The organism is Streptomyces sp. NPDC050842, assembly GCF_044456565.1.
In the GTDB taxonomy this organism is placed as follows: Bacteria; Actinomycetota; Actinomycetes; order Streptomycetales; family Streptomycetaceae; genus Streptomyces.
The window spans coordinates 1-16115 of sequence record NZ_JBITGA010000018.1 but is presented as its reverse complement, the minus strand read 5'-3'; the positions used below and the strand labels follow the sequence as shown (position 1 = coordinate 16115).

At 69.9% G+C, this 16115-nt stretch carries 15 protein-coding genes, 1 tRNA gene and 2 pseudogenes; 11 read left to right on the top strand and 7 right to left on the bottom strand.

Annotated elements, in window-relative coordinates:
* The first annotated feature begins 64 nt into the window (after nt 1–64).
* Nucleotides 65–1777, top strand: coding sequence for a protein kinase (locus ACIBG6_RS37855; protein WP_399227314.1), 1713 nt, complete (start codon nt 65–67; stop codon nt 1775–1777).
* A 62-nt stretch (nt 1778–1839) separates the two neighbouring features.
* Nucleotides 1840–2079 carry a hypothetical protein gene (locus ACIBG6_RS37850; protein WP_399227313.1) on the top strand — a complete coding sequence of 80 codons (240 nt, stop codon included), beginning with the start codon at nt 1840–1842 and terminating at the stop codon, nt 2077–2079.
* A 725-nt stretch (nt 2080–2804) separates the two neighbouring features.
* Here the strand turns inward: ACIBG6_RS37850 and ACIBG6_RS37845 are convergent.
* Nucleotides 2805–3464 (bottom strand): TetR/AcrR family transcriptional regulator, encoded by a 660-nt coding sequence (locus ACIBG6_RS37845; RefSeq protein WP_399227312.1) that lies wholly within the window; start codon nt 3462–3464, stop codon nt 2805–2807.
* A gap of 142 nt (nt 3465–3606) precedes the next feature.
* On the opposite strand from ACIBG6_RS37845, the gene ACIBG6_RS37840 reads away from it, so the two are divergent.
* The 3 genes and pseudogenes from ACIBG6_RS37840 to ACIBG6_RS37830 all read left to right on the top strand — a co-directional run bounded on the left by ACIBG6_RS37840 (nt 3607) and on the right by ACIBG6_RS37830 (nt 6917).
* On the top strand, nt 3607–3996 hold the full coding sequence (locus ACIBG6_RS37840) for a VOC family protein (protein ID WP_399227310.1): 390 nt from the start codon (nt 3607–3609) through the stop codon (nt 3994–3996).
* Between the two features lie 159 nt (nt 3997–4155).
* Nucleotides 4156–5506, top strand: a pseudogene (locus ACIBG6_RS37835) (ABC-F family ATP-binding cassette domain-containing protein); the annotation flags it as partial.
* A gap of 625 nt (nt 5507–6131) precedes the next feature.
* Nucleotides 6132–6917 (top strand): hypothetical protein, encoded by a 786-nt coding sequence (locus ACIBG6_RS37830; protein WP_399227308.1) that lies wholly within the window; start codon nt 6132–6134, stop codon nt 6915–6917.
* 264 nt (nt 6918–7181) lie between these two features.
* On the opposite strand, the gene ACIBG6_RS37825 is transcribed toward ACIBG6_RS37830, so the two are convergent.
* On the bottom strand, nt 7182–7856 hold the full coding sequence (locus ACIBG6_RS37825) for a hypothetical protein (protein WP_399227307.1): 675 nt from the start codon (nt 7854–7856) through the stop codon (nt 7182–7184).
* Nucleotides 7857–8671: 815 nt separating this feature from the next.
* Between ACIBG6_RS37825 and ACIBG6_RS37820 the strand changes: the two genes are divergently transcribed.
* Nucleotides 8672–9064, top strand: a complete 393-nt coding sequence (locus tag ACIBG6_RS37820; protein WP_399227306.1) for a hypothetical protein — start codon at nt 8672–8674, stop codon at nt 9062–9064.
* A gap of 215 nt (nt 9065–9279) precedes the next feature.
* Here the strand turns inward: ACIBG6_RS37820 and ACIBG6_RS37815 are convergent, their stop codons facing one another.
* From ACIBG6_RS37815 to ACIBG6_RS37805, 3 genes are all read right to left on the bottom strand, one after another.
* Entirely contained in the window at nt 9280–9708 is a 429-nt protein-coding gene (locus tag ACIBG6_RS37815) for a hypothetical protein (protein ID WP_399227305.1), read from the bottom strand.
* On the bottom strand, nt 9705–9914 hold the full coding sequence (locus tag ACIBG6_RS37810) for a hypothetical protein (RefSeq protein ID WP_399227304.1): 210 nt from the start codon (nt 9912–9914) through the stop codon (nt 9705–9707). The genes ACIBG6_RS37815 and ACIBG6_RS37810 overlap by 4 nt, the downstream gene beginning before the upstream one ends.
* Before the next feature lie 894 nt (nt 9915–10808).
* Nucleotides 10809–11738, bottom strand: a complete 930-nt coding sequence (locus ACIBG6_RS37805; protein WP_399227303.1) for a zinc-binding dehydrogenase — start codon at nt 11736–11738, stop codon at nt 10809–10811.
* An 88-nt stretch (nt 11739–11826) separates the two neighbouring features.
* Between ACIBG6_RS37805 and ACIBG6_RS37800 the strand changes: the two genes are divergently transcribed.
* The 4 genes from ACIBG6_RS37800 to ACIBG6_RS37785 all read left to right on the top strand — a co-directional run bounded on the left by ACIBG6_RS37800 (nt 11827) and on the right by ACIBG6_RS37785 (nt 14293).
* Nucleotides 11827–12498 (top strand): TetR/AcrR family transcriptional regulator, encoded by a 672-nt coding sequence (locus tag ACIBG6_RS37800; RefSeq protein WP_399227302.1) that lies wholly within the window; start codon nt 11827–11829, stop codon nt 12496–12498.
* A gap of 231 nt (nt 12499–12729) precedes the next feature.
* A complete protein-coding gene (locus tag ACIBG6_RS37795; protein ID WP_399227301.1) occupies nt 12730–12993 on the top strand; it encodes a hypothetical protein in 264 nt (87 codons plus the stop codon).
* Nucleotides 12994–13039: 46 nt separating this feature from the next.
* Nucleotides 13040–13124 (top strand) — tRNA-OTHER (locus tag ACIBG6_RS37790).
* A 323-nt stretch (nt 13125–13447) separates the two neighbouring features.
* Nucleotides 13448–14293 carry a MerR family transcriptional regulator gene (locus ACIBG6_RS37785; protein ID WP_399227300.1) on the top strand — a complete coding sequence of 282 codons (846 nt, stop codon included), beginning with the start codon at nt 13448–13450 and terminating at the stop codon, nt 14291–14293.
* Between the two features lie 15 nt (nt 14294–14308).
* On the opposite strand, the pseudogene ACIBG6_RS37780 reads toward ACIBG6_RS37785, so the two are convergent.
* A pseudogene (locus ACIBG6_RS37780) lies at nt 14309–15035 on the bottom strand (IS5 family transposase).
* A gap of 79 nt (nt 15036–15114) precedes the next feature.
* Nucleotides 15115–15534 (bottom strand): DUF5958 family protein, encoded by a 420-nt coding sequence (locus ACIBG6_RS37775; RefSeq protein ID WP_399227299.1) that lies wholly within the window; start codon nt 15532–15534, stop codon nt 15115–15117.
* A 168-nt stretch (nt 15535–15702) separates the two neighbouring features.
* On the opposite strand from ACIBG6_RS37775, the gene ACIBG6_RS37770 reads away from it, so the two are divergent.
* A partial coding sequence (locus ACIBG6_RS37770) for a helix-turn-helix domain-containing protein (RefSeq protein ID WP_399227360.1) occupies nt 15703–16115 on the top strand: 413 nt, incomplete at its 3' end.

Sequence of the window (16115 nt, the reverse complement as noted above, 5' to 3'; positions counted from 1 at the left end):
AAGCCGATTGGCATGACGAGGGGTTCCACGTGCGAGGCACCGTCGAACCTTCGGCGGCGACGCGATGAGGCCGCTCAAGGCTTCCGATCCGGCCTCGTCCGGTCCGTACCGGCTGTTGGCCGAGCTGGGCAGCGGCGGCATGGGACGGGTGCTGCTGGGGGCAGCGCCTGACGGGCGGCTCGTCGCGGTGAAGCAGGTGCACGCTGGCCTGGCCGACGACGACGGGTTCCGAGCCCGCTTCCAACGGGAGGTGGCCGCCTCACAGAAGGTCTCGGGGGCCTACACGGCGCCCGTGATGGACTCCGATGCGGACGCTCCGACACCGTGGCTGGCCTCGGTATACGTGGCCGGCCCCTCACTGGGCGCCGCGGTGGCGGAGGTCGGGACGTTGTCCGAGGACCTGGTACGCCGACTCGCGGCCGGTCTGGCTTCGGCGCTCGCCGAGATCCACCGAGTGGGGCTCATCCACCGTGACCTCAAGCCCGACAACGTCCTCCTGTCCGAAGACGGCGTCCGCGTCATCGACTTCGGCATCGCGCGGGCGGCGGAGACGGGAGCGGAGCACCTGGGGGACCTCGGGCTGACCCGGACCGGCCTGGTGATCGGCTCGCCGCCCTTCATGTCGCCGGAGCAGGCCGAGGGGAAGAGGCTCACGGCGGCCAGTGACATGTTCTCGCTCGGCTCGGTGCTGGTCATGGCGGCGACGGGCCGTAGCCCGTTCGTGGGATCGTCGACCCTCCAGACGCTCTACGACGTGGTCCACGCGGAGCCGGACCTGAGCGGTCTTCCGGCCGGGCTGCGCGGGATCGTGGCACAGTGCCTGGCCAAGGACCCGGAAGCCCGGCCGACCCCGGCGGGGTTGCTCGGGCTGCTGGGACCCGTCGCGCCGGTGGGACGGCAATGGCCGCCCGCCGTCTACCGGATGATCGCCTCACAACGGGCCGCCATCGACCGACTGCTCGATGGCCCGCACGACACCGTCGTGGACGCCCCCGGGCGGACGGAGCAGCCGGATCGGGCGGAGGAGCCGGATCGGGCGGAGGAGCCGGATCGGGCCGGATCGGCCGAAGCGTCGGACCGGGGAGAGTCGACTGAGACCGAGGGCTCGGGGCCACCCCCCAGGCCCCCGGTTCCGCCCCGTTCCGTGTCGGCCCCGACGGCAGCGGAGCGGCGGGCAAATCTGCCCACGGAGGCGGCCGTTGCCCGGGTGGACCCCGCGCCGCCGAGCCGCGCACCCCGCCAAGTCCTGGCCGTGGCCGTCTGCGTACTGGCAGCAGCTGCGCTCGGTGGGACGGCGTACGGTCTGTGGCCCGATGGGGGCACGAGCGCGCCGGAGAAGTACAGGGCTCTCCAGGAATGCGACGGACTGGCGGTGGCGCTGCCCCTCCCACCGCGGGACCGGGGCAGCGACCGTCACTCCTCGGCAGGCGATGAGACTCGGACCGGCTGCACGTGGTTCGGAAGCAGGGACGGTGGGGCACAAAGTGCCCGGGTGCTGTGGAACCTGCGCCACGACGACGGTGCTCGCGACGGCGCGGCGGTCCAGAGCGAGGCCTTCCGTGCTCTGGCGGCCGGCGGGAGGGCGGTGGGCGATCTCGGGTTCGGTGACGAGGCCTTCCGGGGCGCGTCGGACACCACTACCGCCTGCTCCCTCTCCGTCCGGGATGGCAACCTCACCATTCAGGTCGACCTCGGCAGTGAGGATTTTCCCGCGCCGACGTGCAACACCTCCACCGTGGACATCGCCCGCGCCGCACTGAACGCCGTACCTCACTGAGCCCACCACCCACCCCGGCTCGGGGCCGCCTCGGCCCCAGTCCTCCCCGTTCCAGCGGCGGCGTGCGGGGCGCGTACGCGCTGCGGACGGGCATCACCCGGCGCGAGACCGCGCAGGCCTGGTGGGAACTCAACCAGAAGCTCGACATCGCATACGGCCTACCCCGCGATCCCGCACCGGACGGGACCCGGGAGCAGACCCTCGCCCGCTGGACCCGCCGTGGCCGGCCGGCGCCGAACTCGCCGCCCTGCGCAACAGCGCACTGCCTGGCCCTCTCCTCGCTCAACGCCTCACCTCGTTGAAGCCGCTCCAGACGGCGGTCGAGCTGCTCATCGCCCAGCTGCCTCCCGTTTCGGCGGTGGGCCTGGCCGAGCGGGCGGGCATGGTCGACGCCGCGCTCGCCACGCTTCTTCCCTCGTCCAGCATCCAGCTGGTGCACGAGGCCGTCCGGTTCAGACCCAGTAGGGGAATGACCGGAGCGAGGGGCATGAAGCACCTGAAGGATGGCGCCGAGCTCGTCGGGAAGGGGACGAAAGTAGTCCTCACGGAACTCGACCTCAGGGGCCTTCCTCGTGAACTACGTGTCCACCGCGAAGGACATCTACGATGCCGTCCAGTGGCTCTGGTCCCGAGACGTGAGCTTACGAGTACCTGCCCACTCGCGAGTACCAGCTCGCGGGTGAGCAGTGGATCTACGAGTGGCCCAACGGCGACAAGGCGGCAGCCTCGGCCGTGGCGAGCACACCGTCGCGGTCGAGGAGGCTGCTGACTCCGTGGTGGGGGCCGAGTGAGCAGCCGCCCCGGTGGGGCATCGGGTGTCCCTCGACGGCCCGGGAGGCCTGAAGCACCCACCCGTGCTCCCGGCGCGCGACGTCCCGGCGCCGCGGGTCTTCCGTCTCCTGGTGCTCCAGGTCATCGGCACGGTTCGCCGGGCCACGGCCCCCCGCCACGACTGCCCCTGCGCCGGGCCGGCTCGGTGTGGCCGGCAACGCGAGGCGGCCTCGCCGGTGGAATCCGGGGGAGGGGGCTACTCGCCGCCGTCCGGCGGAACTCGGTCGGCCGCGTATCCGCCGAGGGCCGGCTCCAGCAGTTCGAAGACGTGATCCGCCTCTGCGGACACGATCGAGGTGATCCGCCCGTTGTCGTGCCCGGCGAGGGTCAGTTCCTGAATGCGCTGGAACAGGAGGCGGTGCGCGGCGCCCAGCAGGGCGGCGGCCATGCGGGGGGTGAGGTCTTTCCCTGTCTCCCCGGTAGCCTCGGCAAGAGCCTCGGCCAGCGCTTCCTCCCGCAGGTCGTGAAGGTCGCGCAGGCGGTTGGTCAGGGTGGGGCTTTCGCTGATCATGCGGGAGAAGTCGGGGCCTGCGAACCCGGCGACCGGGTTGTGAGCCTCGACGGAAGCCTGGAAGGCGCGCCGGAGCGCGGTCAGCGCCGCCTCTCCTGCGGCGCGGGCCCGGACGGCGTCGGCGAGGCTTGCGACGAACTCCTCGTGGTGGTCGAAGGCCAGGTCTTCCTTGCGCGGGTAGTAGTTCGTGACCGTCTTCTTGGCGACCCGGGCCGCCGCCGCGATGTCGGCGATCGTCGTGACCTCGAAGCCCTTGGTGAGGAACAGCCGTGTCGCGTGGTCGGAGATCGACTGGCGAGTCTCGCGCTTCTTGGACTCTCGCAGCCCCATCGTTTCGATGCTCATGGAGTCAATCTTACCTTCATAGTAAGAATATGTTGACATCACTGCGCGCCCCGACCTAAATTTACGTCCGTACGAAGTTTGAGTCCTGGTTCGAAACGAAGCAGACCAGACCGGGACCGGATCAGCAGCACAGGAGAGCCACTTGAAGATCAACGCCACCACCGTCTCGCTCACCGTCCCCGACGTGACCGCCTCCGCGGAGTTCTTCACCGGCCACCTCGGCTTCACGAAAACGGCCGCCGCCGACGGGTTCGCCTCGCTGAGCAGGCAGGACGGCGCCTGCGACCTCGTCCTGCTGCAACGAGGCACCGAGGTCCTGCCCGCCGACCAGCGCGACCAGCGTGCCGCCGGCCTCATCCTCGCCTTCACCCTCACCGGAATCGAAGCGGCAGAGCGGAAGCTGCGCGATCAGGGCGTGGAGATCACCATGCCGCTGCGCGAGGAGCCGTGGGGCGAACGGCTCTTCCAGATCACCGACCCCAACGGGATCGTCGTTCAGTTCGTCGAGTGGACCACGCCGGCCCACGCCTGACGGGCCCCCGGCCGAGCCCCCGCCCCCTCACCAAGGAGACACACCCATAGGACACCTCGTATCCCCTCGCCGCCCGCGCCGCACTGGGCGCCCGCGCTGCTCACGGACCCGTCAGCGAACCACCACGACCGGCTCGGCCGAGAGCAGGGGAACAGCCCTATGTGCACCTCACAACTCACTCTCCACGACGTCACCAAGACCTACGGCGACCAAGTCGTCCTCGACGGGGCGTCGCTGACGATCAGCCCCGGCGAGAAGGTCGGCATCGTCGGGGACGACGGCTCGGGCAAGTCCACGCTCCTCAAGCTCATCGCCGGACAGGAGCGCCTCGGCTCCGGCGACGTCACGGTGCAGGCGCCTGGCGGCATCGGCTACCTGACCCAGACACTGGACCTGCCGCCCGACGCCACCGTCCAGGACGCCAGCGACCTGGCCCTGACGGACCTCAGGCAACTCGAAGAGGCGATGCGCGCCACCGAGGCCACCCTGGCACGCGGTGCACAACTACCGCGCGACACCTCCCACGCGACCGAAACCTACGCCGCGCTGATCGAGCGGTACGAAGCACGCGGCGGCTACGAGGCCGACACCCGCGTGGGCATCGCGCTCCACGGCCTCGGCCTGCCGTACTTGGACCCGGCCCGCCCGCTCGCCACTCTGTCCGGCGGAGAACGAGCCCGCCTGGCGCTGGCCGCCACGCTGGCGTCCCAGCCGGAACTGCTGCTCCTGGACGAGCCGACCAACGACCTGGACGACCAGGCCGTCGGCTGGCTGGAATCCCACCTGCGCACGCACCGGGGAACGGTGGTCGCGGTCACCCACGACCGGGTCTTCCTGGAGCGGCTCACCACCACGATCGTCGAGGTCGACGGCGCGCGGCTGACCCGGTACGGCAACGGATACGACGGCTACCTCGTAGCAAAAGCCGCCGAGCGCCGACGACGGGTGAGCCTGTACAAGGAATGGAGCCAGGAAATCGCCCGCAGCCAGCGCCTCGCCGCATCCAACGTTGCCCGACTGGACGCCATCCCGCGCAAGATGCCGCTGAGCGCCTTCGGCCACGGCGGGTTCCGCGCGCGCGGCCGCGGGCACGGCGCGATGGTCCGTATCCGCAACGCCAAGGAACGCGTCGAGCGGCTGACCGCCGCCATTGCCCAGCCTGGAGATCGCCCCCGGGGAGCGACTGTTGGTGACCGGCGCCAACGGAGCAGGCAAGAGCACCCTCGTACGGATCCTCGCCGGTGAACTGCGCCCGCACACCGGTACCGTGCGCACTCCCGCCCGCGTCGGCCACCTGCGCCAGAACGAGACACCGTGGGCGCCCGCCCTGTCCGTCGTCGAGGCGTTCGGCCGGGGACGGGCAGGCGACGCGGACGAGCACGCCGAGACGCTGCTCTCCCTCGACCCGTTCCACCCCGCCGATCTGCGCAGACGCGTGGGCAACCTGTCCTACGGGCAGCGCCGCCGGATCGAGCTGGCGCGCCTGGTCAGCGAGCCGGTCGACCTGCTCCCCGCGACTTGGACCGCCTACACGCAGAGCCGGACGCCACCTGCACCGACGAGCTTGATTGCGGTGCCGATGTGAACGGTTGTCAGCGGTATAGCACCAAGCTCGGCGAACGGGTCGCGGCCGTCGATGAGAGCCGGTGAAGCCGGACCGCTCGGCCTCGGCCCGGTCGGCGATCACACGCGTTGCAATGTCGGCGGCGGCCAGGCAGGCGGCTCCATCACCTGCCGCAGCCGCTCCTCGGCGCGCCGCTGGTGGGGGTACCGGGCACGCCCAGGATCTCGATTTCCATGTCCCAACCTGGCTTGCCCAGGCCCGAGCCGTGGACGACTCCGCGGCAGGCGATGAGCGGCTTGATCCCATGCTTCCACGCGACGTTCGCCGAGATGGCGCGGGTGGCCGGCCGGACGGCCTGCTCACCGCGTACGTGTGGCGCTACGCCTCTCACCGACTGTGTAAGGGGGATCTGATCTCGGGGAGCGGTCACGGGGCCTCACTGGACCAGGATCGCCAGGCCCTGGACGACGCGCTCGGCCCATATCGGCCCAGCAGGCTGGCCGGGAGGAGACTACGAGGGGCACCCGGGGGCCCACTAGGCTGCCGATCTTCGGCGAATGGGGGGCATGGCATGTGGCAGCGGGGCATACGGATGGTCGTGCTCGGCGCGGTCCTGGTGATCCTCGCCGGATGCGGTTCCAAGACCGTTGAGACCGCCGAGGAGGCGACAGACGCGGACACAGCGTGGACGCTCGCCGCTCCGATCCGCATCGACGGCGTCCGCACCGCCGACGGAGGCCGGTCTCTGGTGGTCGGCGCCGAAGTACCCGACGGCGCACGCGACTGCGTGCGCAGCCTGCGCGGTGAACTCGACACTGTCGAGCACCGCACGGTACACGTGAGGGTCACGTACGAGACCCGCTCCCTGGACCGGGACTCCGGCTGCACCGGGACGCAGCGGGTCGAAGCGACGGTGAAGCTGGGCGAGCCTCTGAGCGCCCGCAGGGTCATGGTGAACAGCCAGGATGTGTACACCCCCGCCGGTGCCACCCCGCCTGTCCTGCGGCACTGTGATGAGAACGGCTGCGACCCCCCGCCCCCGCGTTGCACCTCGTCCTCGTACCAGCAGGCAGTCAACGATACGGACATCCCCAAGCACACGAGTTGGGAGGAACGCGGCTGCGACGACACCTGGCTGGTGCTGGACCTGTCGACTCGGATGGGGCCGGCTTGCGGTCACGCCGGCGACGGCTGCTCCTCCTCAGGCGGCTCCCAGCGCTGGTTCTACCGGGCCGAGACCTCGGGCTGGCGGTCGGTCGCCACGAACGGCGATGCGGGTTGCGTGGGCATCCACATAGTCCTGCCGGAGTTGCCCGTGCGCCTCTGTGCGTCGCTGCCGCGACTCGACCGCGGCTGATCCGCCGAACACGCGGCCATCTGGCGACATGAACAGAATCAGTCCGCGGAGCAGTTCGAATCCGGCCCACCCGTAGAGATAGGCGTGGGGCGGCTGGTGCGCTCGCAGCGTCTGGTGACCGTGTCCTGCCAACGGGCCGCACGGACGTAACGCGGTGCGAGAACCTCTAGCCCCGTGGGCCTCGACAGGTGGAACTGCGTCGCCAGCAGCGGGTCGGCCGGCCACCCGATGGCCTCGACGGCAGCCCCGATCGGAGGGCGGGCCTCAGTCGTAGAGGAGGGAGGCGGTCGAGGTGGTCGCGCCTTGGCGATCGGGCGTGGTGTAGGCGAAGTTGAGCACGCTGCGCCGCAGTCCTGGACGCTCGAGCGGGGTGACACGATGGGCGGTGACGTCGCTGTGCAGGAGGTACCCGTCGGATGGCTGGTGATGCACGCGCCGGGCGCCGGGCGCGTCGAGGGCGTCGAGGTCGCCGCGGCCGGGGTGGAACTCCAGCAGTCCGCCGTCCGTGTGGTGCGGTGGGGCTTCCAGGAAGAGGACCAGGGCGAGCGGGTAGTCGTCGGTGTGCGCGCCGTGGGTGTCCCCGGGGCGGTGCAGGACGTTCAGGACGTGCCGCTCGACGGGGTCGTGCACGGTGACGACCGTCTCGCCCAGGAGCGAGGAGAGCAGACGCCTCAGGTCCCGGTCCTCGTAGAGCCGCGTGATCACCGGTGAGGCGCGGGCGATCTGGTGTCCGCCGAGCGTGGTCATGTGACGGGGGCTGTCCGCCATGCCCGGCATGCGGAAGTCCCGCCGTACCGCGTCGGCCTCCAGCCTCCGTGCTTCCCGTCCGAGCTCCGCGAGCCCGGACGGGCTGATGAGCCCGGGTAGGGCGACGTAGCCGTCGGCGGAGAACCGTCGGCGCAGGGACTCCCAGCGCGTGGCCACAGGCAACGAGAACACGGCCGATGCATGCCGCATGCCCGCAGATGACAAACCCACGTCGACCACCTGCACCCCGTCTGTCGCACACGCAAGATCCTGCCGCGTCCATCAGCACGCGGCTGGGGCCCGTAAGAAGGCAGAAGCTACGCAGCCCGAAAGTGGAACGACGCCCCTGCACCACCACGCCGACGAAGGGCTCGGACGGTCCGGCTCCCCCCCCACAATCTCCGCCTCCGGAGGGTCCGCGCCGGGGCACGACAGCGGGGGAGCGGTCGAGGTCGCAACCGATGCCCGGGACGAAGACAGTCCGCCGCTACCTGCGAAGTCGCCAGATGAAGCACACCATCCTCGAGCCGAAGGACTGGCGGGCCAACCGCACGGCGCGGGAGCAATGGCGGTCGGCCCACCGGCTTCGACAGCGAGATCTTGCAAACGCTGCACCGAGGCCGAGCGCATGATCAATCGGCTTAAGAACTCCCGCGCCGTCGCCACCCGCTACGACGTGATCACCGACTCCTGCAAAGCAGCCGTTGCCCTCGCGTCACTCCATTCGACCGGATGCTGAGTGCCGCGCGGGCGAAGACGGACGCGGCGGGCGACATCGAGTGGCGGGGACTCCGTAACCCCGGACGAAGTGCGCGTCTCGACAGTAGGGACACCCCTGCCGCGTGCTCGACGGAGGCCGGCCGCCAGTGCCGGCGATCCACCAACGAGCCCACGTTGTCGGTGACGGGATCCACCGCGGCATCGTGGCCGAGGTCCGGCTCAGTAGGTGTTTTGAAGGCCCAGGGCCCTGCTGTTTGGTGATGTGCTCCGCCTGCTTGAATGCGACAGTGATCGAACTAATGATTGGTGTGGTCGCTGCAGCCCTCGTTGGATGGCTGATGCGCCGGAAGCAGCAGCAGAGGTCGACCGCGATAGCCGCCGGGGAGCCGACCGGGGTGCCCTGCATGCTCAAGTGGTCTGCCCAGGGCTCTCGCTGGAGGCCGGGACGTCTGCTGATCGCTACTGGTTCCCTCGTCTGGAAGCCTTCGTTCGGTAAGCAGCAAGCCGTACTGCCAGCCGATCTGCGTCAGGCCGGGATGCGCTCGCCCTCACTGCGCGAGGCCGTGGCGGTCAACCCGGGATCCCGGATCGTGGAATGCGATTCGTCCGACGGAGAGGTCCTGATCGCGGTCATGCCGCCGGAACTGGACCACGTGATCAAGGCTCTGGGGAGCGCGTAGCCAGCTGATCACGCTCTTGGCTGAGGAGCAGTAAGCCGACGGGCCGGTTCTTCTTCTTCCGCCACCGCCTCGACCTGCACCGACCCGACACCTTCAATCGCCTGATCGGCCAGCTCTACTACTGCCTCCGGCACGGCCGCCGCTGTGACGAGTCGATGGCCTTCCCCGTTCCGCCAGAGCAGCTGGGCATCGCTGCGGCACGGGTCAGACGGTCCTCAGCGGCTGGGGGGCCGCACCCACGGCGCGAAACGCTGTCCAGGGGCCAGGTCCTCGCGCCAGTGCCGCGCGACGATGCCCTCGACGACATCCAAGCCTTCCGCGGCGATCAGGCAGGAGGACGGCTCTGGCCCGTGGGCATCGGCTTCGAAGGCGACCAGCACTGGCGGTTTCTCACCCACCCGGCGCGTGATCATCAGCGTTTCATCGGGCGTCGGCGCACGGAAGACGGGATCCTGGAAAGCCGTGGGGCAGATGACGAAGAGAGGATCGCTGAAGACCAGTTCGAGGTTGTGGTAATAGGTGATGTCGTGTCCGGCCCCGAGACGGAATTCACCGCCGTTCCAGGCAACGACATCCCAGTCCCACCACGGGCCGTCCGGGAGTTTGATCGCGGCGTGCCGTGACTCCTGCGGCACGGCCGTCATTCGGGGATCACCAAGCCGAGCTCGCGCAGTCGAGGCAGGCCGGCCGCCAGGCAGGCTTCCACGGAGTGGGCCTCGGCACGCACCAGGAGATCCTCGTGGAACGGCTGTCCACTGGCGACGAACGTCCACGGCTTCGCTCCGTCGCGCAAGCGCTCGGCATCGGCCTTGATCAGGACGGTCACTCCCTGATCAGCCAGTGCTTCCATGACCCGCACCACGTCCACCGAACGGTCCGCCCCTCACCCGCAATCGAACAGGCAGACACGCTACACGGCACCCACGGCCCTCGGCTTGACGGCTTAAGACCGTGAGGACAAGGCCAAGGAGTTGCGCGGCGAGACGGGGGAGTACGCCCCCGTCCACGAGATGCCCGCGCCGACGAAGAAGGCCGCGGCCAAAACGATTGCCGCGACGAAGACGGCCGCAAAGAAGGCGACCTGTCCCGGCGCCGGAAGTCGGCCGCTTCCGGTCGTTCATGGAGGGGTGCGCCCCTGTACGGGCCGACGGCCGACCATTCACCGCGCCCGGCACCGACGAGTTCAGGCAGCGTGACCCGGGCCGCCCGGCCCGCCCGCGGTCGTCTCCCAGGACGGATGCCACCACAGCCGTACGGACAGCCGCAGCCGCCGCCGAAGGGTCGTCGTACTGCCGGTGCCCACGCGCTCGCGAGCTTGGCGTACGTGTCGGCCAGCCCCGCCTGAGTACGGACGAGGTCGCGGGGGAAGGCTCTCGCCCCACCACGGGCCAGTGGCTGACCATGACACACCGTCGCGACATGTCCCACCCCGGCGCCCAGTGGCTCGCCAGGGCGGACCGCGACCCCGACCAGGTAGGGCGGGAAGGGGACTTCTCCTTGGTCGTTGCCCTGCTTCCGATTGGCAGGGAGTGGGACGCCGTCGTCATGCCGTACGACCGGGTGCTCGCCGTGGACGATGACATGGGCCCGCTCGCATCGGAGTACTGCCCGATTCTCGGTGACCTGACCTGCGGACGGGTCTCCATGCTTGTTCCCGACGGCACCGCCAGGGCCTGGCGTCCGAGCCCGTGGGCGGCGGCGGGCGGGCGACGGGGCGGTGTCGGACCTGGGTGCTCGGCCGCGTTCAGACGATGTCCAGGACCGCCTTGCCATGGACGGTGCGGTCGAGGAGGGCGGTGACCGCTTCGGCGGCTTTGTCCCAGGTGGCGCGCCAGGTGATCTGAGGGCTCAGGTCGCCCTGGGCGACGAGGCCGGCGAGGAGGCTCAGGTCCGGGCCGACGTCGGTGCAGCGCAGGAGGAAGAAGCTCGTGATCGAGCGGTCGTGTGCTTCGGGGGCGCCGGAGAAGGCACCGTACGGGAACTGCTCAGGGGTGTCGGTGGCCCGGCCGACGGAGACGAGGGTGCCGTGTTCGGCCAGTCGCGTGTACGCCTCGACCAGCTGAAGGCCGCCGACCATGTCCACGACACCATCGACGGGCGCGGTCAACTCCTCTGGCCCGCCGACGACTTCGTGCGCGCCAAGGGTGCGCAGTCCGGCTCCGTGGGCGGCCGGGTCACCGGTCGAGGCGATGACGTGTGCGCCGGCGCGGCGGGCGAGTTGCACCGCGTACCGGCCCACTCCGCCGGTGGCGCCGGTGATCAGGACGCGGCGTCCGAGGAGAGGGCCCAGGCGTCGCAGGGCGCGCAGCGCGCTCGCGCCCGCGACCGGAATGGTGGCGATCGCACCGAGGTCTGCACCGGCAGGAACGGTTCCGAGCCAGGCGGTGTCCACGGCCCGGAGCTCCGCCCAGGCGCCATCCGGGGCGAGGGTAACGACCGGAGTGCCGATCGGCGGGCCGGATCCGTCCGCGGCAGCGCGCTCGACCACGCCGGCCGCGTCCCAGCCCGGCACGGACCCTTCGGGAGCCTCGGCCAGGACATGCTTGGCCTCACCGAAGTTGAGGGATGTGGCGTGGACGCGGACGAGCGCCTGATGGGGCGCCGGTTCCGGATCGGCGACGTCGCCGAGTCGCAGGTTGCCGGGGCGGGAGCGGTCGACGAGGAGTGCGCGCATGGCGGCAGGCCTTTCGTGAGAACGATTGTGCCACTCAGTGGCAAAAACCTATCAGGGGCGTTTGCTCCCTCGCTACACTCGACGCACGATGACTGCCACCCATGCCCCCGACCCGGGCCTCTCCCTCCGCGAACGCAAGAAGCTGCGCACCCGTGAGGCGCTGATCGGTACCGCCCTCGACCTGTTCAGCGAACGCGGCTTCGACGGCGCGACGTTGGACGACCTGTGCGACGCGGTCGAGGTCTCCAAACGCACCTTCTTCCGCAACTTCACGAGCAAGGAAGACGTGGTGATGGCGCCGACCCAGGACATGTGGATGGCGTTCACCGAGGAACTCGACCGCCGCGCCCCCGACGGCGGCACGCTCTTGGAGTTCCTGCAGGACGCCCTGCTCGCCGCGGTGGACCGCATGAACGACCAGGACTGGCCCACGCGGGTCCGGCTCAGCCGTCGCCTCGCCGCCAAGACACCGTCGATGGACGCACACGGCCTGCACTTCTGCGACGGCACCATCCGCGCATCGCTCGCCACGCTGCACCACAGGCTGGCCTTCGACGAGCCGCGCGACCCCCGCCCCCGGCTGGCACTCGACCTCCTGGTCGCGGCCACCCGCTGCGCGATGGAGACCTGGGTCGACCTGCCGCGCGAACCGGGCCGCAAGGCCTTCGCCGACGAACTGCGCACCGCCTTCGCCGCGATCCCAGGCACCGTGACACTGCCGGCCGTACCGCGCGGGACCGCCCCGGGCGGATCCGACTGACACGAGGGAACGCACTGTGCGGGCAGCAGGTCTCGGCCCGTCAGCTACGACGCGAAGAGCGCCGAGCTCTACAAGGAGCGGAAGGCCGCCGAGGGCTGCGTCAGCGACGTCGAGATCGTCCCGATGAATCTTGCCGGTAGCCCGTCTGGCCCCGGCGGTGTCAGACCGGCCTCGTAGCGTCGTGAGCGGGAAGGCCGGGATCTGCCCGGCCGGGAGACGCAGGGAGCGGTCATGGGCGAGATCACGGTCAGCACGCAGGACATGGACCACCTCCTGCGCGACCCCAAGGGCTCGTACGGTGCCCCGTACCAGCAGGCCTACGCCGAGCTGGCCACCACACACCGCGGCCGGCCGAGCGTCGAGATCGTGCCGCTGCTCCGTGCGGCCGCCGACAAGGCGCTCCTCGGGTTCATCGCCGCCGACCTCGCCGAGCAGGCGGAGGCGATCAGCGGTGGCGCACGGTACGAGCTCCGGGTCCGTGTGGCCGGCCGCTGACAATCCCGGTGCACCGTAGCCCCGCGCCGGCTCGTACGATCGGGCCGCAGCCCTCGTCGTCCAGCGGCCGAGGACACCGGCCGCCGGTTCGCCCGGAGTCGGAAACCCGGATTCGAATCCCGGCGACTGCTGCCATGGGCGGCCCGTCGCGAGCGCTGGAGCGCGTCGAGCTCTACCGTCTCCCGGACCCGGGCAGCGGGCCTGCTGGATCGTCCGGGTCAGAGCGTGACGCGGATGACGTCGGTGATGCGGCAGGTGAGGGGGTCGTTGACCTGCGCAAGACTCCCGGCCCGGTCGTGGGCGACCTGCCCGGGTGCCAGGTGGGTGATGCGGCACGCCTGGGTGGTTCAGTCGGCGCGAAGGGATGTCCGGGCGCACCTTCGCGATGGCGGTGAAGCCGTCATCCGAGGACGGGCTTGACTCTCGGGTTACGCGAGACGGCACAGTCGGTGCCGTGGACAGGAGAAACATGCTGCCGATCGGGCAGTTCTCGCAGGCCAGCGGCCTCTCGGTCACCGCGCTTCGGCACTACGACGCCAGTGGTGTGCTGGTGCCGGCGTTCGTCGATCCGGTAAGCGGCTACAGGTACTTCCGGCGTGACCAGGTGCGTACGGCGCAGTCGATCAGGGCGCTGCGGCAGCTCGACATCCCAGTCGACGAGGTGCGCCGGCTGCTCGACGGCGGCGAGGAAGATCTCGCCACCGCCCTGCAGGCGCACCTGCGGGCGGCCGAGCGGCGGCTGGAAGTACAGCGCTCCGTGGTCCACGGCCTGTTGAGCCGACTCACCGAAGGAGCAGAGATGACCCACCGCGTCATCGTCCGCAAGGGCGCCGCCGAACGGATCCTCGTCTGCGGGGCGACCCTGGACAACTCCGGGCTCGATGCCTTTCTCCGCGGCGCCTACCAGGAGATGTACGAGGTCGCCGGCCGCGGCCCGCTCACCTTCACCGGGCCCGCTTTCGTCCGCTTCCACGGGGTCTGCGACGACGAGAACGAGACGCTCGTCGAGGCGTGCCTGCCGTTCTGGGAGGAGGGCGCGCAGCCCACGGACCTGCCCGACGGTATGACCGTGCGCGACCTGCCCGAGAGCACCCTCGCCTGCACCGAGGTCGAAGGCGCGGCTGCGGCGTTCCCCCAGATCTTCGGCGCGTACGACGCCGTCGCCGACTGGATCACCGAGCACGGCTTCGCCTTCGCGGGCCCGACCCGGATGGTGTACCGCCGGTGGACCGGGGCACCGGACCACCCGGACAACCGCCTGGAGATCGCCTGGCCGATCGACGAGCCTGCCGACGATTAGGCCGTTCCTTGTGGATCACATTGCTGACCAGATGAAGATGGCGGCAACGCGCAGCCAGGCGAGGTAGATGGTGGCGGTCTTGTCGTAGCGGGTGGCGAGACCGCGCCATTGCTTGAGCTTGTTGATGCACCGCGCTCGACGGTGTTTCGCTGCTTGTAAGACTCGCGATCGAAAGCTGGAGGATGACCGCCGAGGCTGCCTCTGTGCTTGCGGTTGGCGGCCTGGTCAGCCGGTTGCGGGATCACCGCCCGGATCCCGCGACGCCGCAGGTGATCACGGATCGCGCGCGGTGAGTAGGCCTTGCCGGCCAGGACTACATCCGGGTCCGTTCGCGGTCTGCCGACCGGTCTGGGTACCCGGATCCGTGCCCTGAGCGACTCGAGGGCGGGTGCGTCACCTGCCTGGCCCGCAGTGAGGACGAAGGCGAGCGGTCGGCAGCGACTGTCGGCGGCGAGGTGGACTTTTGTTGTCACGCCGCCGCGAGACCGTCCAAGGGCATTGTCCGGCTCGCCACCAGGAGCTTTCTCCAAGGTGCCGTCGGCGGCCCAGGTCCGCAGTCGGTTGTGGACGCCCTTCCACGACCCAAAGTGCTTGGGCAGGTCCACCCACGGTGTCCCGGTGCGGTACTTGAACGCGATCGCATCAAGCACCTGTCGGTGATGCCGCCACCGCCACCCCGCCTCGATGACCGGTCCGGTAGCAGCGGTTCGATCCTCGCCCACTGGGCGTCAGTCAACGACACACATCAACAAACGATCAGATGATCCAGCGGCAACGACCAGGGGAACCTCATTCGGGTCAGCGTGCGCCGCCACGGCATCTCACCGGGGAGGCAAGTTGTGCCATGCGTGTCCGCAAGTGCCTTTGCAGTACGTCTGCCTGCGGCGGGTGTCGGCGACGGAGAACACCGACACGAGGACACGGAACGCTTTGACGTGTTCGTCGGCCGGGAGGGCTGCGAACCCGTAGCGAGGCGGGTCCATGCAAATCATCACCGAAGGGTTGGCCGTGGGCTTCACGCCGGACCGTGCAACTCCTTCACGCCCGTCTGCCGCTGTGATGTGGGCCTGCATCGCGTAGCCGTCGACTTCCTGCAGTACAGCCTGCCGTTCTACGGGGGAAAGGGCGGAGAACCAGGATGTCCCCTCGTCCAACGTGCGGAGCTCTTGGGCGACCTCGTTGACGACTCGCTCGGCTTCACGCCGAAGCTCTCGCCCATCCTGACTGCTCGTCCCCAACATCTGCCGATCCTTCCACAGCGCCTCGGTCGAGAACGAGCCAGAGGCGGGCGGAGCGACTCTTCCACTGACTCACGCCATGATCCACAGCAAACGGCCTAGTGACCTGAGTCGGAGGTTTGGCGTTAGTTCGGCATGAGCCGTCCTGGTCCGAAGATTCCGCCGTTGTCCGTGACTGATGCCCAGCGGGCCGTGCTGGAGGGCTGGCTCCGTCGTCGCACGACGGCCCAGGCTTTGGCTCAGCGGTCGCGAATCGTGCTGGAGTGCGCGGACGGGCACTCGGTCATGGAGGTGTCCCGCCGGTTGCGGATCGCTCCGGACACGGTCCGCACCTGGCGGCGGCGTTTCCTTGAGCACGGCCTGGACGGGCTGGGCGACGAACCCCGTCCGGGTGTCCCGCGGAAAATCACCGACGCCGACGTCGAGCGGGTGATCGTCAAGACGCTCGAGGAGAAGCCGAAGAACGCGACGCACTGGTCGACCCGGTCGATGGCCGCGGCGACGGGGATGTCGCAGTCGACGGTCTCGAGGATCTGGCGGGCGTTCGCCCTGGCACCGCACCGGTCGCAGACCTTCAAGCTGTC